We start from the raw sequence: 18768 nt of genomic DNA on the forward strand, positions 1-18768 counted from the left end.
ACTCACTCGCGGTCAGCGAGTTCTGGGTGGACGCCGGGCGGCGTGACGAAATCGCATAATAACGATTTCTGTCTCGGCCACACGATAATCGATCAGATAGGGATAAGGGTTGACCGGTAAGCGACGGACGTATGCACGAGTGGTCTGCCGCCCTGCATAAGGGTGATCCCCAAGCAACGCGATGAGCGCGACAATGCGGTCGCGCACGTGGGTGGCTCCCTGGGGAGAGCGCGCATCGATGTAGGTCAGAACTTGATCGATCTGGGCGAGGGCCCGCTTCGTGTAACGGACCTTCACAGCCCGTGCTTGGCCCACATCGCGCGGACTTCGTCGGTGCTGGCCAACTCGCCGCGAGCGATTTCAGCTTCGGCGTCGGCGAGATCTGCCTCTTCCGCCGCCGTCAGCTGGATCGGAGGCTGATCGACCCCGGCAAGCTCAAGCAGGGCTCGCGCCAACTCGTCCTGCTCTGAATCGGGCAGGCCGGAAACCTTGCTGAAGGCCTCGTCCAGAAGTCGCGTCATGGTCAACTCCGCTACGTGCAAACATAGCACGAATGGGCTGACACATGGGAGTGCCCGCCTCAAACGAAAAGGCCCCGGAAAACCGGGGCCTTTGAAGTTGTTCTGCCGAAACTATCAGCGCGAATAGAATTCGACGACCAGATGCGGCTCCATCTGCACCGGGAACGGCACGTCGGAGAGGCCGGGGATGCGGTTGTACTTCGCGGTCATCTTGCCGTGGTCGACTTCGAGATAGTCGGGGACCTCGCGCTCGGGAAGCTGGCTGGCTTCGAGCACGTGGGCGAGCTGCTTGGAGGCTTCCTTGACCTCGATCACGTCGCCGACCTTGAGCTGGTAGCTCGAGATGTTGACCTTGCGGCCGTTCACCTTGACGTGGCCGTGGTTGATGAACTGGCGGGCGGCGAAGATCGTCGAGACGAACTTGGCGCGGTACACGACCGCGTCGAGACGACGCTCGAGCAGGCCGATCAGGTTCTCGCCGGTGTCACCCTTGAGGCGGCTGGCCTCGACATAGATGCCGTGGAACTGGCGCTCGGAGATGTTGGCGTAGTAGCCCTTCAGCTTCTGCTTGGCGCGGAGCTGCACGCCGAAGTCGGAGAGCTTGCCCTTGCGGCGCTGGCCGTGCTGGCCGGGGCCGTATTCCCTGCGGTTCACGGGGCTCTTCGGGCGGCCCCAGATATTCTGGCCCATACGGCGATCGATCTTGTACTTCGCCTCACTGCGCTTAGTCATCGCGTCCTCTTAGGTTGCGTGGTTTGAGGAAACGCGCCCTCCTGTGTGACAGGCTTAAGCCCGCCACCGACAGGTCCGATCCCCAAAGCTTGAAGGGACCAGACCACGGGTCGCGAAACGCTTCGCGGGCCGAAATCGGCCCGCGAGCAGGCGGCTTTTAGGGGAGTTTGGGCCGTTCTGTCAATGCGAATGGCCGCAAAATCAGGTCCCGACGGCCCGGATCGGCTTGGCGCCGGCCGACCGCAATTCGGCAGCGATTTCAGTGTTCAGGACCTGTTCCAGCCGGGTCAGGACCCGGGCGATGGGGGCCGCATCCGTGACCCGGTGGTCCCAGCGGATCACGACATGGATGGTCTGGTCGGGCTCGACCACCCCATAGCTGACGATGAACGGGCCAGGGGTGACCGGGTGGAGCTCGCCACCGCCATAGGCGGCCACCGAGCTCACCGCAAAGCTGCCGAACCAATTGCCGCGCTGGCGGCCGAAATTGAGGCCAACCGCCCAGGACAGGCGCCGCAGCGGCAGCGGCAGGCGGGTCGCCCGCATGATCTTTCGGAACATCGGCACGTCGTCGATCGGGGCCGTCTTGGCGCGCCGGATCTCGGCATCGACGGCGGCCAGCGCCATGGCCTCCGGGGCCGCGATTCGCTGCGGCATCACGCATTCCTCGCCGTCCTCGACCCGGGCGATGGCGACCAGCGCCACGCTCTTGGGCAGCTCATAGAGCGAGGGCCAGGGCCATTTGGCGTAGACGGTGCGCAGGACCGGCTCGTCCCTGGCGACGACGGCAAAGGCCTTGACGAACATCGCGGCCCACCCGGCCGGCGCCATGGCGCCCGCGCGGGCCTCCAGCAGGGGGCGGATATTGAACGAACGGGAAAGCGAAACGAACGGCACGTCCATCGACGCGCGCATCAGGTCGCAAATCAGGCGGCGCGGCAGCGAAATGGTCTTGGACGTCCCGCGCATTGCACTCCAGTTCCCGCGGATTAAAAAATGTGCAGCGAGCGGGTTCCCGCTCGCTGCTTGCTCTAGCACGAACCAACCCGCTTGGGGCCGGTCGGTTCGCCGCATCAGGGCGCCGGCGAAGCCAGCGGCTTGGTCTTGTCGACCACGTAAACTCCCAGCACTTTCATAGCCTTATCGCCATGCGCCTTGGCGTCGTGCACGACGCCTGCCGGGATCTGGTAGGAATCGCCGGCTTTCAGGGTTTTCTCGGGCTGACCGTCGATCAGGAGGTTGAGCTCGCCTTCGAGCACATAGCCGGTCTCGATTCCGGGGTGGGTATGGCGTCCGGCGGCGCCGCCCGCCGGGACTTCGGCGATGGCGGTGATGGTGTTGTAGCCGTCCGGAAATTCGACCTTCTGGAGCGGGGTGCGTTTGATACCGGTCTGCTGGGCAAAGGCGGCAGCGGCAAGGCCGGTGAAGGCAAGGGCGAGCAGAGTCTTCTTGAGCATTGTTTCCTCCCTGGAACGGCCCGACCCTAGCAGCGCCGCAGTTCCCGGCAAGGTAGCAATCGGCCTGCTTAAAGCGCGATGAGATTTGAATGAGGCGTCATCGCTGCTTTAGGTCGCTGTTTAAGCAGGATTTTTTCGGAAAACCGCTACGCACTGTTCCGGATGGTGCGCTAGCGCCTGATGCCGTCGAACGCCGCCATGATGCCGCGCTGGAACAGCGACCAGTCGAAGCCGAGCGCAATGGCGCGGTAGCCGCGGTCGATCAGCTGGTTGGCCTGGTCGGCGGTGCGCGCCACGCCGCCGATCGGCACGCCGCTTCTGAGGATGCCGGCTTCCGCGCGGGCGACCAGATCGAGCAATTCCGGATCGTCCATCTGGCCGCGCTTGTTGATCGACGTGGCGAGATCGCCGGGACCGATCACGGCGACGTCGATGCCGGGTGTCGCCATGATCTCGTCGATGCGGTTGACCGCCTCGACATGCTCGATGGTGACCATGCAGATCATCTCGTCATCGGCTGACGCCATGTAATCCGGCATCGACTGGCCCCAGCGGAACGGGGCGTGGAAGGGGCCCCAGAGCCGATCGCCGCGCGGCGGATAGCGCACGCTGCGCACCGCCTTCTCGGCCTCGTCGCGATTGGTGATCATCGGGAAATTGATGCCGAAGGCGCCGATGTCCATCGGTGCCTTCGCAAGCCACGGCTCGTTCGCCGCGATCCGCACCAAGGGCGTGCACGGCGTGCCTGTCGTGGCCGCGATCATCGCATGGGCTTCGGTGAGCCCGATCGGGCCGTGCTCGAGATCGACGATGATCCAGTCGAGCGAGCGCGCCATGATCTGCACCATCTGCACGCTCGGAATGGTCGCGATCGCACCGAAGGCCGGGCGGCCCTCGCTCCACAATTGGCGGAGGCGATTGAGCGGCTTTGGCTGGATCGACATGAGATGACCTGCGGAGGAATGGCGACGGCGAAGCCTAGCAGCGCGCCGTGTCTCCGGAAAGTCAGGCGACCGCGCGCCCGCCGAAGAACGGCGTCAGCGTGGCACTGAGGCCATGCACGCGGTTCGACGTAAAGATCATCTCGGCGCCGGACTGCGCGATGCCGCCGGTGCTCGCACCGAGCAGGTCGGACACGCGGCGGGCGATGGCCGGCGCCGGATCGATCCAGTCCACCGGCCAGGGCGCGAGCTTCTTCAGCCGGTCGAGCAGCAGCGGATAATGCGTGCAGGCGAGCACCACCGTGTCGGTGCGCGCGCCGGCGTCCTCGCCCACGAAGCAGGGCACGAGCTCGGCGCGGATGGCGTCGTCGCTGATCGGGGTGCCGCTCAGCTCGGCTTCGGCCAGTGAAGCAAGCTCGGGCGAGCCGACCAGCGTCACCTCGCAGCCCTGCGCGAAATCGCGGATCAGGGCCTTGGTGTATTCGCGCTTCACCGTGCCCTTGGTGCCGAGCACGGAGACGCGGCGGGTCTTCGATTGCGCGCAGGCCGGCTTGATCGCCGGCACGGTGCCGACGAAGGGCCGGGAATAAGCGGCGCGCAGGTGAGATAGGACCAGGGTGGACGCCGTGTTGCAGGCGATGACGATGAGGTCAGGATCATGGGTGCCGATCAGTTCCCCGATCAGCGGCACGACGCGGGCGATGATCGCGCCCTCGCTGTGGTGGCCGTAGGGGAAGAAGGCGTCGTCGGCGACGTAGACGTAATGCGCGTCCGGCCGCGCGGCCACGACCTCACGCAGCACTGTGAGCCCACCAAGGCCGGAATCGAACACCAGGATCGTCGGGGAATTGGTCACGTCGCTACCTTAAGACCCCATGGTTACCATTCGGTTTTTGGGGCGATTTTGCGACGGGGCCGCTTCGGCCCAGTTTGGAACGATTCAATTTCGCGATTGCCGCATGTTCCCGCTATCAGCAGGGATGCTGCACTGCGGACGGGGACGTATCCGCAAATCTCCGGGGAGCCGACATGATCAGAAACACCAGTAACGGCTGGGGCAGCGTTTCCCGCTGGCTGCACTGGATTTTGGCGCTGGCGATCATCGGCATGGTCGGCTTCGGCTGGTGGATGAACCACATCCCGGCGCGGCCGGACCGCTTCTTCTACCGGTCGATCCATGCCGACATCGGTTACCTGATCCTGCTGTTCACCGTGCTGCGGCTGGTCTGGCGGGTGGTCAACCCGACGCCCGCGCTGCCGGCCGACAGCCAGCCCTGGCAGAAGCTCGCCGCCCGCATCAGCCATGGCGCGCTCTATCTCGCCGTCATCGTCGTCGTCATGCTCGGCTGGGCGCATTCGGGCGCGCACACGCCGGATTATTCAAGCTTCTTCGGCCTGTTTCACGTCCCGCAATTCACCTCGCCCGACCGCGCGGCGGCGAACGCCTATGAGGACCGTCACATCCTCTTCGCCTATGTGCTGCTCGCCTTGATCGCGGTTCACGTGGTCGCCGCGCTCTGGCACCACTTCGTCCGCCGCGACCGCGTGGTGGCGCGGATGGTGACGGACGAGGCGGGGTAGGCGCCGTCTCGTGTCCCGGACGCGCTGCAGCGTGCAACGCTGCTGCGCAGAGCCGGGACCCAAGCCGCATGGCTTGCTCTCGGCTGTATGGGCCCCGGCTCTGCAGCGCATCGTCGAAGTGACGCTGCGCTGCGTCCGGGGCACGAGAGGAGAGTGTGGTGCGCTCTCTCCGCACCGTCATTGCGAGCGCAGCGAAGCAATCCAGAATCTTTCCGCGGGAGGCGGTCTGGATTGCTTCGCTGCGCTCGCAATGACGAAGTAGGATGAGTCATCCACCTTACGTTCGCAGGAGACGTCATGCTCACCGTCCATCATCTCGGCAAGTCGCAGTCCGAGCGCATCGTCTGGCTCTGTGAGGAGCTCGAGCTTCCCTACGAGCTGAAGCGCTACGCGCGCGATTCCGTCACCATGCTGGCGCCGCCCGACTACAAGGCGCTCCATCCGATCGGGGCTGCCCCCGTCATCACCGATGGAGATCTCGTGCTCGCCGAATCCGGCGCCATCGTCGATTACATCATGGCGAAGCACGGCAACGGCCGCCTCGCGCTTCGTCCTGACGACGCCGATTTCGCGCAGTTCCTGTACTGGTTTCACTTCGCCAACGGCACGCTGCAGGCCGGCATGGGCCGGCTGATGATCCTGAACCGGCTCAAGCTCGCAGAGGACAATCCGATGCTGGCGGCGACCAGGGCGCGCGTCGATCGCGCTTTCGACCTGGTCGATGCGCGCGTGCGCGATGCCGAATATCTGGCGGGCAAGACCTTCACCACCGCCGACATCATGATCGGCTTTTCGCTCACCACGATGCGCTACTTCCAGCCCTATGATCTCCAGCGCTGCCCGAACGTCGTGAAATATCTCGGCCGCATCGGCGCGCGTCCGGCCTATCGTCGTGCGATGGAGAAAGGCGATCCTGGCATGGCGCTGCTGCTGAGCTGAGCCGGAGAACGGGTCATGATCAGTGCGCCATATGTTTGGTCGCGCGCTCGATCAGGTCGCTCAGCCTCGAGACGAATTTTGCGAGGATCGGCGAGGCATTCGTCCTGTGATAGCCGACGACGAGATCGATCGTCGGCGGTTTGCCTCTGAGCGGACGGCTGACGACGGACCAGGGCAGGAAGTTCCGTACATAGCCCGGCAGCAGCGCGAAGCCGCGGGTGGAAGCCACCATCGACACCGCCATGGCGATGTTGTCGGCGTCATGCGCCGTCGCGATCGGCAGGCCACTTGCGTGAACATAATCGTTGATGATCTTGAGGAGTTCGGGCGCGGTGTCGGAGACGTTGACGAAGGGCGTCCCCTCCAGTTTGGCGAGGTCGATGCGGTCGAGCTTGGCGAGCCGATGGTCGCTTGGCAGCACGGCGACCAGCGCCTCCTCGATCACGGTCTTGTAGACGAGATCCGCCGAGCTTGCCTCGCGCCGCATGAAGGCGAGGTCGAGACTGCCGCGCCTCAGCCCCTCGGCGAGCACGGGCGAAAAATCGCTCGTCACGGTCACGTCGATGTTCGGCAGCTCGTCGCGCAGCACGCGCATCGCCTCCGGCAGCCAATCGATTTCCTGACCGGTGAGGAAGCCGAGCGCGAAGCGCGATTTCTCGGGGCGGCCGGCGCGCCGCGCCGCTTCGATCGCCGCATCGGCCTGCGTCAGCGCAAGGCGCGCGTGATCGAGGAAGGCCTTTCCAGCGGTCGTCAGTTCGACGCCGTGCACGCTGCGCGCAAACAGAGGCACGCCGACCTCATATTCGAGATCGCGGATCTGGCGGCTGAGCGAGGGCTGCGCGGTATGCAGCCGCTTCCCGGCGGCGACCGTCAGGCTGCCTTCCTCGGCGACGGCAATGAAATAGCGGAGATGACGCAGCTCCATGAAGCATACCTCCTGGGTATGACCCGCAGCTTACAAAGTCTTTTTCAAAGTGGCCAGCCTGCACCAAATAGCACTCCAGCAAAGGGCGCCGCACCGAACGTCATACCTGATTGGCAGGGAATAGGGTGCCGGCGCCCGGCGAAGGAGAATGATCGTGACCGATCTCAAGGGAAAAACTGCTCTCGTCACCGGTGCATCGCGCGGCATCGGCCGTGCCTCGGCGCTGGCGCTCGCGAAACGCGGCGCGCAGGTGCTGGTGCATTACGGACAGGCGGCCGCGGAGGCCGAAGTTGTCGTCGCCGAAATCCGCAAGAACGGCGGTCGGGCCGATGCCATCGGGGCCGATCTCGGCGCGCCTGATGGCCCGCATCAACTGGCGATCCGCGTGCGTGACATCGTCGGCGAGCGGCTCGACATCCTGGTTGCCAATGCCGGCGTCGCCAAGGCGGCCGTGATCGAGGAAACGACGGTCGAGGATTTCGACCGGTTGTTTGCCGTCAACGTCCGTGCGCCCTTCTTCCTGGTGCAGCAATTGCTGCCGATCCTGCATGAGGGCAGCAGCGTCGTGCTGGTCTCCTCGCTCGCGGCCCATGCGGTGGTCGGCACGCTGCCGGCCTATGCCGCGACCAAGGGCGCGATCGACACGCTGGTGAAGCATTTTGCGGCGGCGCTCGGTGCGCGCGGCGTCCGCGTCAATGCGGTGGCGCCGGGCGTGGTGGCGACCGAGATGTCGTCCTTTGCCAAGACCGATGCGGGGCGTGATTACACGCTCGGCATGCAGACCTTGAAACGGATTGCCGAGCCCGACGACATCGCGGACGCCGTTGCCTTCCTCGCCTCTCCGGACGCGCGCTGGATCACCGGCGACACCATCCGCGTCGACGGCGGCTCGAAGCTCTGAGTTGTGGCCGGGTAGCCGAAGCGCATTCGGCTGCCCGGTTCACGCGATCCGGTTCGTGGTCGGCGCCCGCGCCGCGTTCAACTGCTTCTGCAGGCGATCGATGTTCTGCAAGAGGCGCTGGCTGGTCAACACCAGGAAGTAATAGCCGAACTGCGGATCCTGAAAGTAGATCTCGAGCAGGCGGTCATAGGTGATCGTCAGCACCTGGCCGTCTTCGATGCATTCGATGGTTCCGGTGCGGCGGTTGTCCGGCGTGAGGAAGCCGAGCTCGCCCATCAGCGCGCCGGGCCCGATCTCGACACTGATCTCCTTGACCAGGAATTTTCCGGTGACGGTGAGGAGCATCTCCTTGGCGGGGTCGCCGAGCTTGAACAGCGTGTCGCCGCGGCGATATTTGCGCTCGGTCATGAACGGCTTGAGCCATTCGATCGACATGTCGCCCTCGGCGGCATGGCGCGCCTTCTTGACCAGCTTGAGCATCTGCCGCAGCCGCAGGGCGTTGATCGGAAGCATCAAGAGATAGAGCAGGAACGTCGAGACGTTGGCGGAGAGCGCGCCGAAGATGGCGAAGAAGACGCAGCCGATCATGTTGGCGACGCGCAGGGGCACCATCGTCCGCATCAGGATCGTGGCGACGAAGAAGCCGGCGCCGACGGCGGCAAACAAATTGGCCAGCGTGATGTTGTGGACGAAGATCTCGAGCAGCCGGTTGAAGATCGCGTCATAGGTGACGTTGTTCGGATCGAGGCCCATCTGGACCAGGATCTTCGCGATCCTGAGGTTGTCCGTCGCCGCATCGAGAATGCGGTCGAGGATCGAGGATATGTCTGCGCTGCCGGACGGCATGGTACTAACCCCGCGTAAGGCCTTCAGTCCTGGTCGGTATGCTCGACACGTATAGCCGAAATCGAATGACGACCGCTTGAATGAAGCCACCGGCCGTCATGCCGCAAGAGGCAAATTTTAGCCTGATCGTGCGTTTCGGCAATTGCCTGTTGGTTGCGTGTATGACCGCGTCAGACCCGTGATTCGGGCCGCGACTGCGGGCTTTGGGCCGGGCGGGGGAGGGGACGCCCCGCACTCTCCGCCCTACGGCTTGGCGGCGGGCTGCACGACCTGCTGGTCGACCAGGCCAAGATGCCCCGGGAGCGAGCCGGCACGCAGCAGCATGGCGACGCTGCTCGCTTCCTCCAGGGTGAAATTGCCGGAGATCTGGCCCGAGCCGCCGGTGATGGGTTCGCGGATCACGGGGGCGGAGACCACCTTGCCGTCGAGTACGATGGCGAAGGGCCTTCCGACGTTCTCGGCGGTGACATGGGCGAAGCGCCGTGTGCCGCGGCCGTTGAAGCGGAACGAGGCAATCGGGTCCTTGGTGCCGGTCGCAAAGCCCGGTCCGGCGTAGCTGATGTCGTCGCCGTCGAGCGCGCTGTCTTTGGCGACCAGATAGGGGCGATTATCCTTGAAACCGGGCAGCACTTCCGTGCCCGCGGGCGGGGTGCCGGATTGCGCCTGTTCCGCCGACATCGAGACGTCGATCAGTCGGAAGCTGACCTTGACCTTCGTCGCGAAGATCGCAGTCACGCGATCAGGCTCCATCATCCCTGGCAGGAAGATGCGGATGCGATCGGCCCCATCGGGCATGACGCCGGCGAGCTTGATGCCGGCATCCCTAAGGCGCTGTTCGATCATCGCGATGGAATCCTCGACGAGCTCGCGGAGCCGTGCCGCGGATGCGGCATCGGTCGGTGCGAGCCTCATCAGTCCGTCGCCGTCATCGGTCACGTTGAGCGCATGCGACGGCAATCCTTCCGCGGCCGAAGCGAGCTTGCTCTTGAGCTGGTCGCGGCCCTTGGCGTCGGCAATCTTCACCTCGACGCCGCCATCGCGGATCGCAAGACCGGAGAAGGCGATCTTGCCCTCGCGCAGGGTCTTGTAGACGTCGTCGCGCAAATCCGTGACGACGCTCTCGCGCAGGCCGTCGGCGTCAACCTTGTAGATGATGCGCGAGCCGCCCAGCTTCTCCATCTTGTCGCCGATGAAGGCCGCGATCTTGGCGCGCATCTTGTCGAGCTGGCCGTCCTCGGCCAGCGCCGCGCGGGGCAGGGTGATCGCAGACGCCATGATCATGGATGTTATGGCGAGCGCGGCGAACAGCCGTGCAGTGCGGTCCCGCGGGGGCGTGGTCATGATCACCTCAAGTCTTGCGGCAGGACGCTGGCAGTCGAATCCAAGGCCTGTTCTTGGTCCCCCGATCGGGCGCGAAGGTTCAAAGGCCTCGGACACTTGCGCTACGACCGTAGCCGTTAAACCATGGACGAACGCTCAATCATCCATCATTCTGTCCACGTTCGACCGGTCATCGGTCGGGGCCTCGCAACCAAAATGTCGAAAAGACAGGGGGCGGGGAAATGCACCTGAGGGAGGACGGAATTCCATGGCGGGCATTCACGCGCTCGATCGCTTCATTGGCCACGACTATCCGGAGCTGGCGACCGACGAAGAGGTTCGAGCTTTCGAGCAGGTCCCATACGCCGATCGCGTCGCGGCCGAGAGCACCTATGACGCCATCAGGCTAGGTGCGGCGCGCAATCCCGACGGCGCAGCGATCCAGTTCCTGCAAAATGCCGATCCGGCCGATACGCCCGTCGTGGTGAACTACCGTGATTTCATCGCGCGTGTCACGCAGGCCGCCAACATGTTTCACGCGCTCGGCGCGGAGAAGGGCGACGTCATCTCCTTCATGTTGCCGCTGGTGCCCGACGCCTTCGTGACGCTGTTCGGCGCCGAGGCCGCGGGCATCGCCAATCCGGTCAATCCGCTGCTCGAGCCGCACCAGATCGCCGAGATCCTGGAAGCCGCGAACACCAAGATCCTGGTGGCGCTGGGGCCGATGCCCGGCACCGATATCTGGCAGAAGGTCGAGCAGATCAGGCCGCAACTGAAACACCTCAAGGCGATCGTGCAGGTGTTCGGTGGCGGCGATCCCGCCAACGGAATTTTCGCATTCAACGACCTGATCAAGCAACAGCCGTCGGACCGGCTTGTCAGCGGGCGCAAGATTCTCGGCAGTGACATCGCCGCCTATTTTCACACCGGCGGCACCACCGGCACGCCGAAGCTGGTGCGGCACACCCACGCCAACCAAGTCTATCAGGCCTGGGCGCTCAATCTGCTGCTGAAGGCGAAGCCCGGCGCCAACATGCTGTTCGGCATGCCGCTGTTTCACGTCGGCGGATCGCTGACGCAGGTGCTGCTCACGCTGTCGGCCGGCGGCTCGTTGGTCGTTCTGTCGCCGAGCGGCTGGCGCAATCCGAACTCCGTCAAGAACATCTGGGGACTGGTCGAGCGGTTCAAGCCGGAGGCGCTGTCGAGCGTGCCGACCGTGCTCGCCGCAACGCTCGCGGTGCCGCCGGGCAGCGCGGATATCTCCAGCCTGAAATATGCCGCCGGCGGTGGCTCGGCCATTCCGGTCGCCGTCGGCTCGGCGATCCAGGAGAAGCTGAAGCTGCCGGTGGTCGAGGTCTACGGCATGACCGAGACGTCGAGCGTGCACACGCTGGCCTATCCGTCGCGGCCGATCAGGCTCGGCTCGGTCGGCCTGCCGATGCCTTACGCGCGCGTGCGCATCGTGCAGCTCGATGCCGACGGTCGCCTGATCCGCGACTGTGCGCCTGACGAGATCGGCGTCGTCGTCATGGCCGGGCCCGGCGTTTTCGGCGGCTATCTCAACGACGAGCACAACAAAGGCGCCTTCGTCGACGAGGTCTGGGTCAATTCCGGCGATCTCGGCCGGCTTGATGCCGACGGCTATCTCTGGATCACCGGTCGCGCCAAGGATCTCGTGATCCGCGGCGGCCACAACATCGATCCGGCGCCGATCGAGGAGATCATGTTCCGCCATCCCGCTGTCGGCTTTGCCGCGGTGGTCGGCCAGCCCGACGCCTATGCCGGCGAGCTGCCGGTGGGTTACGTTCAGCTCAAGCCGGGCGCGACGGTTAAGCCCGGTGAGCTCGAAGCGTGGGTGCGCGAGCGCACGCCGGAGCGGGCCGCGGTGCCGGTGCAGGTCATTGCGATCGACCCGATGCCGGTCACCGGCGTCGGCAAGGTGTTCAAGCCGCAACTGCGCTGGGACGCCGCGCAGCGTGTCTTCACCAAGGTGCTGAGGCCGCTCAGCGAGCGCGGCATCGATTGCAAGGTGAAGGTCGGCGCGCATGGCAGCCACGGCTCGATCGCGACCGTCACGCTGGCGGGTCTGCCGCCGGATCAGCGCGACATCGTCGCCGGCGAGGTGCACACGCTGCTCGCGCCGTTCGTGATGCGGCACGAGGTGGTTTTCGGCTAGTTGGGGGTAAGCCCGATGGGGCCGCATGCGGCATGGCCCCATTTCTTTCGATTGCATTGCGCATCGCCGCTACCCGCGGATCGCCGCATTGGCCCTTTCGGCTGCGCCCGTCATCGCATCCTTCGCCGATTTCGCACCGTTGACCACTTCATTCACGCCGATCATGAAGGCGTCCAGGATCGGTCTCGATTGCGGATGGAAAAGGATCGCCTTGGCGCGGTCGACATCGGCATTCTGCAAGTTGGTCAGCGCCGCCTCTGCTGCCTCCGAGCCGAACGCGGTCTTGAAACCGTCGCTCGACCAGGCCGACACGCGTGTCGTCGCCAGCCCCGCAGCAGCAGTCCGCAACGAGGTCGCCTTGCTCGTTGCCCAGAGCAGGAACAGGAAAGCCGCCCGCTTGTTTCGGGATTTGGAATTGATGCACGCCTGCCAGTGCGACATGAAGGGGACGGGTCCGCGGCCGGCGAGATGCGGAAAGGTTGCAAACCCAGCCTGCTTGGCGACACGGCTTTTCGCTGGATTGGAGATGTCGGTAGCGAAGTTGCTGCTGTCGATTGCCATCGCCGTCCGTCCCTGGAGGAAGTCGTCCAGCACGTTGTACCATTCATAGCTGCCGACGCCGGCAGGCCCGGCCTGGCTGAGCAGCTGTCCGTACATCTCGACGGCCGCGATCGCCTCCGGGCTCGCGAAAGCGACCCTGTTGTGCTCGACCATAGCCCCACCGTAGGAGAACACGAAGCCCATGGCCGGTGGGGAGGAATTGCCGCCGGCCTGGGCCCGCATGGTGATCCCTGACATCCCGTTGGTCTTGACCGTCCTGGCGGCGACAAGCAGCTCTTCGAAAGTCTGGGGAAGCGGCTGGTCCTTGGCTGCCAGCGCATCCTTGTTGATGAAAAGCGTCATCGCCTCGGAGGTAATCGGGACGGCATACCGTTCACGGTCCGACCAAAGTGGGAAAGCTCGAGCCGTCTTGAGCAGGTCGCTCTCGTCATACCATGCGGGATCGGTCAGCGACCTGTTGGAAAAATAGCCGTTGAGCGGCTCCAGCCATCCATTCGAGATGCCCTGGCCATAGGTCGTGAACATGAAGACGTCGGGCGTGCTGCTGCCGCGGGCGAGCCTGATCGGCAGCGCACCGAGGTACGTGGTTTCCAGTTGGAAATCGATGCTGACGTTGATGCCGGTGAGTATGGTGAACTCCGGCAACAGCGGCGCGATCGCATTCGACCACGGATGGATCGCGCCCGAGAGCGCGATAGTCTGTCCCGCAAATTGCTTCCAGTCGATCGCGGCGGCATCGGCCGGGGGGGCATCCTCCGCCAGGCCTCGCCCTGGCAACAGCCCGACTGCCGGCAAGACGGCTCCCGCCGCTCCCAATCCCTTGACGAAGCTCCGACGGCTGGTTGACACCCCACCGCTCCCTGAGTTTCCGCCTGGCACCATGTTGGCGCTCCCAATTGCGGGCAGTCAATTGCAACAAAGGAGACGTCACCCGTGACATTGTGCCCCGCCAACTGGCGGATTTCGGCGCCGGTGTAGTGTGCGTCGAGAATAGCTGGTTCCCCGCTCACCTGTGCGGACCCGCCCATGCTATCGTTCCGGCAACGCTCCGGTCCGACGCGCGTCGAAGATCCACGGCCAATGTCAGTCCTTGCTCCTGGCTATTATCTGCGGTGGTTTGCTCGTCCGCTGATTCTTGCGGTCGCAGTGCTTGCGGCCTTGTTTGCCGCGACCAGCCTCCTCGGCCTGCAATATTGGGAGGAGCGGCAAGCAGCTCATCACTTCACCGAGCATAGCCGCCAGGTGCTCGAAACGCTCGATCGGCTGCGGGCGATCGTCGCGGAACTGGAGACCGAAAGGCGCGGGTATCTCATGACCCTCGACCCCGCCTATCTCAAGGCCTACGGCGTCTCTGACGAAAGTGTACGGCGGGAGGCTCAGGCGCTGCAGACGCTGGTCGCGGACGATCCGTTGCAGGGCCTTCGGGCCGGACATCTGGCACTGACCGTTGCAGCAACGCTACGCGAAATCGACGAGCTACTGAAGACGGCCGGCACGTCCGGGCTGGCCGCGCTGGCAATGATCCGCAGCATGGACGAGATCCGCTCGCAAATCGACCAGATGGTGGATCACGAGCGCTTTCGGCTCGCCGACCGGGAGGCGCGCGCTGAAGCATTCGAGCGACGCTGGACCTGGCTGATCGCCGGCGCCGTTGTCCTCCTCGTCGCGCTGGCCGGAGCGGCGTTGGCGCTCGCGCGGCTCGAAGCGAAACGGAGAAGAAAGGCGACCGAGGAGAACATCCAGCTCCAGAGCGATCTTGCAGCACGGGATATCAAGATCAGGCGCCTGTTCGATGCCAACATCATCGGCATCATCATCTGGGAAGTCGAGGGACGCATTCTCGAGGCCAACGATGCATTCCTTCGCATCGTGGGATACGACCGGGAGGATCTCGCCTCAGGGCGTCTGCATCGGACCGACCTCACACCGCCGGAATGGCGCGACCGCGATTTGCATACCGTGGCGGAATTGAAGCGGGTCGGGTCGGCCCAACCATTCGAGAAGGAGTATCTGCGGAAGGACGGAAGCCGTGTGCCGGTGCTGATCGGCGGGACCATGTTTGGGGAAGGTACGGATAATGGCGTCGGCTTCGTCCTTGATCTGACGCCTCTCAAGCGGGCGGAAGCCGAAAGCCGCGAACACGAGCGGCGCTACCGTGAAGCCCTGATGGAACTCGCGCACGCAAATCGCGTCACTACGATGGGGCAACTCACCGCTTCGATTGCCCATGAAGTCAACCAGCCTATCGCGGCGATGGTGGCGAACGTCGAGGCCGGGTTGAACTGGCTGGAGGCCCAACCGCCAAATTTGGAGCGGGTTCGACAGACGTTCGGCTGGATTGCCAGTGACGGCATGCGAGCCGGCGACATCATCGGCCGGATTCGGGCGCTCATCAGGAATGCTCCCCCGCAAAAAGAGAATCTGGAGATCAACCCAGCGGTGCTTGAGGTCATTGCGCTGACCCGCAGCGAAGCGTTCAAGAACAGCGTCTCGGTGCGAACGCAATTTGCCGAGGACTTGCCAGCCGTTCAGGCAGATCGGGTTCAACTTCAGCAAGTGATGCTCAACCTGATCGTTAACGCGATCGAGGCTATGGCCGCGGTCGGCGAGGGGGAACGCGAGTTGCTGATCAGCACCGGTCGGGATGCATCGGACGGCGTGCACGTCACTTTGCGGGATTCCGGTCTGGGGCTGGATCCGAAGAACGTGGAACGCCTGTTCGAAGCCTTCTACAGCACGAAGCCCACAGGTATGGGGATGGGCCTCGCCATTTGCCGCTCGATCATCGAGGCGCATGGCGGACGGATGTGGGCTGGTGCAAACGAGCCTCGGGGTGCCGTCTTCCAGTTCACTTTGCCTCTCGCGTCAAACCAGACCGCATCTCGTCCGATGAGGGCGGATGAGCCAATAGGTCTACGCTCGGCGGCCCGATGACGAGCGCCGCGTAGCAAGTCTGCACCAACATGCTGACGCCACTCAGCGAGCGCGGCATCGATTGCAAGGTGAAGGTCGGTGCGCACGGCACCACGGCTCGATCGCGACCGTCACGCTGGCGGGCCTGCCGCCGGATCAGCGCGACATCGTCGCCGGCGAGGTGCACACGCTGCTCGCGCCGTTCGTGATGCGGCACGAAGTGGTGCAGGCGTAGCTGAGGGACGCGGCGACTCCAGGCTTGCGTGCCTTGCCGCAAGCGCGCATCATCCCCAAAAAACACTTGGGGAAACGCGATGCCTGGAGTCTCTCGCCGCCGTCACCTTCAACAATTGTCGGGCGTGTTCGGAGCCGCCGCGCTCGCTGGATGGTCGGGACCGGCGCGGGCTGCAGAGCCGGACATTCCGCCGGAGGGCATCGGCAAGGGCATCAAGCACATCTCCTACAGCGACATCGGCGGCCGGCCCGACAGCGTGCAGGTGATGTTCAACCGGCAGCACATCTATGTCGGGCACATGTTCAGCGACGGCGTGACGATCCTCGACGCCTCCGATCCGCGCGCGCTGAAGCCGGTCAATTTCTTCACCGCAGGACAATACACCCGCACCCATCATCTCCAGGTGGCCGAAGACATGCTGCTGCTCGCGAACGGCGCCAACATCGTCGCGATGCAGTCCTACGACAACATGCGCGGCTATTTCGAGAACACGCTGGCCGACAGCATCACCAAGGCGAAGAAATTCCGCTCCGGCCTCTCGATCCACGACATTTCGAAGCCGGGCGAGATGCGCGAGATCGCGTTCCTCGAAATGCCGGGCTTCGGCATCAACCGTCTCTGGTGGCCGGGCGGCCGCTACGCCTATGTGTCGGCGCATTTCGACGGCTTCACCGATCACATCCTCTGCATCGTCGATCTCAAGACCATCACGAAGCCGGAAGTGGTCGCGAAATGGTGGCTGCCGGGTATGAACCGCGCGGCCGGTGAGCCGGCGACGCCGAAGGGCAAGCGCTTTGCGCTGCATCACATGATCACGGCGGGCGACCGCGGCTATGCGGCCTGGCGCGACGGCGGCTTCACCATCCACGACATCAGCGATCCCATCAATCCGAAGCTGCTGTCGCACATCAACTGGTCGCCGCCCTTTGCCGGCGGCACGCATACGCCGCTGCCGCTGCCCAAGCGCCAGCTCGCGGTGGTCGCGGACGAAGCCAATGCGGACCAATGTGCCAAGGGCCTGTTCCACACATTCGTGCTCGACGTGCGCGCGCCGCAGAACCCGGTGCCGATCGCAACCCTGCCGACCCCGCGCGACCGCGATTTCTGCACCAACGGCACGTTCGGCCCGCATAATCTGCACGAGAACCGCCCGGGCTCGTTCCAGAGCGAGGAGACGATTTTCGCGACCTACAACAATGCCGGGGTGAGGGTGTTCGACATCAAGGACGCCTTTGCGCCCAGGGAGATCGCGTATTGGGTGCCGCCGACGCCGAAGAAGCTGATAGATCCCCGCCCGAACGTCGCGCTCGCGGCGAAGACTTGCGATGCCTATGTCCGGCCTGACGGGATGATGTTCGTGTCAGACTGGAATGCCGGGATGCATGTGCTGCAGTATGAGGGGTGAACGGCGCGCAGTCTCGTAGCCCGGATGAGCGGAGCGATATCCGGGACAGTGTCGCGATTGTGCTCAAGGCCGTCCCGGGTGTCGCTCCGCTCACCCGGGCTACAATGACGGTGAATGCGGTTCTAACCCGCCGGCATCGCCGTTTCGATCAGGCGCACCCAGAACGAAGCGCCGTGGCCCAAAATGTTGTCGTTGAAGACGTAGGCCGGGTGGTGGCACGCCGGGCTGTCGCCCATGCCGACCAGCACCATGGCGCCGGGACGCGCCTCCAGCATGAACGAGAAATCCTCCGCGCCCATCATCGGGATGAAGCGGTCGTTGACGCGCTCGGCACCGACGATGCCGCGGGCAACGTCGGCAGCGACGCCGGCCTCGCGCGCATGATTCATCGTCACAGGATACATGCGCGAATATTTCGTCTCCGCCGTGCCGCCATAGGCGCGGGCGACGCTGTCGGCGACTTCGCCGATGCGGCGCTCGACGAGATCGCGCACCTCAGGGTCGAGTGTGCGCACGGTGCCGCTGAGTTCGGCGGTCTCGGGGATGATGTTGAAGGCGGTGCCGGCGTGGAACTGCGTGACCGAGATCACCGCCGATTTCAGCGGATCGATGTTGCGGGCGACGATCGATTGCAGCGCGTTCACGATCTGCGAGCCGATCAGGACGCTGTCGATCGCCTGATGCGGGGTGGCGCCGGCGTGGCCGCCCTTGCCGCGGACGGTGATGCGGATGTTGTCGGAGGAGGCGAGCATCGGCCCCGGCGTGGTGGCGAAATGGCCTTCGGGCAGGCCCGGCATGTTGTGCATGCCGTAGACCTGGTCGATGTTCCAGCGCGTCATCAGGCCGTCATCGACCATGGCCTTGCCGCCGCCGCCGCCTTCCTCGGCGGGCTGGAAGATCATGATCGCGGTGCCGTCGAAATTGCGCGTTTCGGCGAGGTACTTCGCGGCGCCGAGCAGCATTGCGGTGTGGCCGTCATGGCCGCAGGCGTGCATCTTGCCCGGAATCTTCGAGGCGTAGGGCACTTCGGCGGTTTCCATGATCGGCAGCGCGTCCATGTCGGCGCGCAGGCCAATGGTCTTGCCGGAGGCGGATTTGCGGCCGCGGATGACGCCGACGACGCCGGTGCGGCCGATGCCCGTCACCACCTCGTCGCAGCCGAACTCGCGCAGCTTGTCGGCGACGATGCCGGCGGTGCGGTGGACTTCGTAGAGCAGCTCGGGGTTCTCGTGGAAGTCATGGCGCCATGCGGCCATTTCGTCGGAGAGGGCTGCGATGCGGTTGACGATGGGCATGAGGGTGATCCGTTGTTGGT

18 protein-coding genes and 1 pseudogene are annotated in these 18768 nt (G+C 64.6%); 7 read left to right on the top strand and 12 right to left on the bottom strand.

Features of this window, described 5'->3' with window-relative positions; genetic code table 11:
- Nucleotides 1–12: 12 nt before the first annotated feature.
- The 7 genes from VGR99_RS35600 to murI all read right to left on the bottom strand — a co-directional run bounded on the left by VGR99_RS35600 (nt 13) and on the right by murI (nt 4507).
- Complete coding sequence (locus VGR99_RS35600; RefSeq protein ID WP_326904626.1) at nt 13–315, bottom strand: type II toxin-antitoxin system RelE/ParE family toxin; 303 nt, start codon at nt 313–315, stop codon at nt 13–15.
- Nucleotides 294–521: a hypothetical protein gene (locus tag VGR99_RS35605; protein ID WP_326904627.1), complete on the bottom strand. Its 228-nt coding sequence runs from the start codon at nt 519–521 to the stop codon at nt 294–296. The genes VGR99_RS35600 and VGR99_RS35605 overlap by 22 nt, the downstream gene beginning before the upstream one ends.
- Nucleotides 522–635: 114 nt before the next feature.
- The gene (rpsD, locus tag VGR99_RS35610) at nt 636–1253 is read right to left on the bottom strand and encodes a 30S ribosomal protein S4 (RefSeq protein ID WP_326904628.1); all 618 of its coding nucleotides are present in this window, start codon (nt 1251–1253) and stop codon (nt 636–638) included.
- A 201-nt stretch (nt 1254–1454) separates the two neighbouring features.
- Nucleotides 1455–2222: an acyltransferase gene (locus tag VGR99_RS35615; RefSeq protein WP_326904629.1), complete on the bottom strand. Its 768-nt coding sequence runs from the start codon at nt 2220–2222 to the stop codon at nt 1455–1457.
- 104 nt (nt 2223–2326) lie between these two features.
- Complete coding sequence (locus VGR99_RS35620) at nt 2327–2710, bottom strand: cupin domain-containing protein (RefSeq protein WP_326904630.1); 384 nt, start codon at nt 2708–2710, stop codon at nt 2327–2329.
- Between the two features lie 170 nt (nt 2711–2880).
- The gene (locus VGR99_RS35625; protein WP_326904631.1) at nt 2881–3654 is read right to left on the bottom strand and encodes an HpcH/HpaI aldolase family protein; all 774 of its coding nucleotides are present in this window, start codon (nt 3652–3654) and stop codon (nt 2881–2883) included.
- Nucleotides 3655–3715: 61 nt separating this feature from the next.
- On the bottom strand, nt 3716–4507 hold the full coding sequence (murI, locus tag VGR99_RS35630) for a glutamate racemase (RefSeq protein WP_326904632.1): 792 nt from the start codon (nt 4505–4507) through the stop codon (nt 3716–3718).
- Between the two features lie 173 nt (nt 4508–4680).
- Here murI and VGR99_RS35635 point away from each other — a divergent pair, with 173 nt between their 5' ends.
- Both VGR99_RS35635 and VGR99_RS35640 read left to right on the top strand, forming a co-directional pair.
- Nucleotides 4681–5232, top strand: coding sequence for a cytochrome b (locus tag VGR99_RS35635; protein ID WP_326904633.1), 552 nt, complete (start codon nt 4681–4683; stop codon nt 5230–5232).
- A gap of 297 nt (nt 5233–5529) precedes the next feature.
- Nucleotides 5530–6171 (top strand): glutathione S-transferase, encoded by a 642-nt coding sequence (locus VGR99_RS35640; protein WP_326904634.1) that lies wholly within the window; start codon nt 5530–5532, stop codon nt 6169–6171.
- A gap of 19 nt (nt 6172–6190) precedes the next feature.
- Here the strand turns inward: VGR99_RS35640 and VGR99_RS35645 are convergent, their stop codons facing one another.
- Entirely contained in the window at nt 6191–7096 is a 906-nt protein-coding gene (locus tag VGR99_RS35645; RefSeq protein ID WP_326904635.1) for a LysR family transcriptional regulator, read from the bottom strand.
- 148 nt (nt 7097–7244) lie between these two features.
- On the opposite strand from VGR99_RS35645, the gene VGR99_RS35650 reads away from it, so the two are divergent.
- Nucleotides 7245–7997, top strand: a complete 753-nt coding sequence (locus tag VGR99_RS35650; protein WP_326904636.1) for an SDR family NAD(P)-dependent oxidoreductase — start codon at nt 7245–7247, stop codon at nt 7995–7997.
- 39 nt (nt 7998–8036) lie between these two features.
- On the opposite strand, the gene VGR99_RS35655 is transcribed toward VGR99_RS35650, so the two are convergent.
- Together VGR99_RS35655 and VGR99_RS35660 are read right to left on the bottom strand one after the other, a co-directional pair.
- Complete coding sequence (locus tag VGR99_RS35655; RefSeq protein ID WP_326904637.1) at nt 8037–8843, bottom strand: cyclic nucleotide-binding domain-containing protein; 807 nt, start codon at nt 8841–8843, stop codon at nt 8037–8039.
- A 243-nt stretch (nt 8844–9086) separates the two neighbouring features.
- Nucleotides 9087–10184, bottom strand: a complete 1098-nt coding sequence (locus VGR99_RS35660; protein ID WP_326904638.1) for a SecDF P1 head subdomain-containing protein — start codon at nt 10182–10184, stop codon at nt 9087–9089.
- A 247-nt stretch (nt 10185–10431) separates the two neighbouring features.
- On the opposite strand from VGR99_RS35660, the gene VGR99_RS35665 reads away from it, so the two are divergent.
- Nucleotides 10432–12339 (top strand): acyl-CoA synthetase, encoded by a 1908-nt coding sequence (locus VGR99_RS35665; RefSeq protein ID WP_326904639.1) that lies wholly within the window; start codon nt 10432–10434, stop codon nt 12337–12339.
- Between the two features lie 69 nt (nt 12340–12408).
- Here VGR99_RS35665 and VGR99_RS35670 read toward each other — a convergent pair whose 3' ends face one another.
- On the bottom strand, nt 12409–13749 hold the full coding sequence (locus VGR99_RS35670; protein ID WP_326904640.1) for an ABC transporter substrate-binding protein: 1341 nt from the start codon (nt 13747–13749) through the stop codon (nt 12409–12411).
- A 231-nt stretch (nt 13750–13980) separates the two neighbouring features.
- Between VGR99_RS35670 and VGR99_RS35675 the strand changes: the two genes are divergently transcribed.
- The 3 genes and pseudogenes from VGR99_RS35675 (at nt 13981) to VGR99_RS35685 (ending at nt 17453) form a co-directional block, all read left to right on the top strand.
- The gene (locus VGR99_RS35675) at nt 13981–15834 is read left to right on the top strand and encodes a CHASE3 domain-containing protein (RefSeq protein WP_326904641.1); all 1854 of its coding nucleotides are present in this window, start codon (nt 13981–13983) and stop codon (nt 15832–15834) included.
- Between the two features lie 14 nt (nt 15835–15848).
- A pseudogene (locus tag VGR99_RS35680) lies at nt 15849–16048 on the top strand (acyl-CoA synthetase); the annotation flags it as partial.
- A 79-nt stretch (nt 16049–16127) separates the two neighbouring features.
- Nucleotides 16128–17453, top strand: a complete 1326-nt coding sequence (locus VGR99_RS35685; RefSeq protein WP_326904642.1) for a hypothetical protein — start codon at nt 16128–16130, stop codon at nt 17451–17453.
- 122 nt (nt 17454–17575) lie between these two features.
- On the opposite strand, the gene VGR99_RS35690 is transcribed toward VGR99_RS35685, so the two are convergent.
- Nucleotides 17576–18748: a M20 aminoacylase family protein gene (locus VGR99_RS35690; RefSeq protein WP_326904643.1), complete on the bottom strand. Its 1173-nt coding sequence runs from the start codon at nt 18746–18748 to the stop codon at nt 17576–17578.
- Nucleotides 18749–18768: the final 20 nt, after the last annotated feature.

It is taken from the genome of Bradyrhizobium sp. (genome assembly GCF_035935975.1).
Classification (GTDB): Bacteria; Pseudomonadota; Alphaproteobacteria; order Rhizobiales; family Xanthobacteraceae; genus Bradyrhizobium.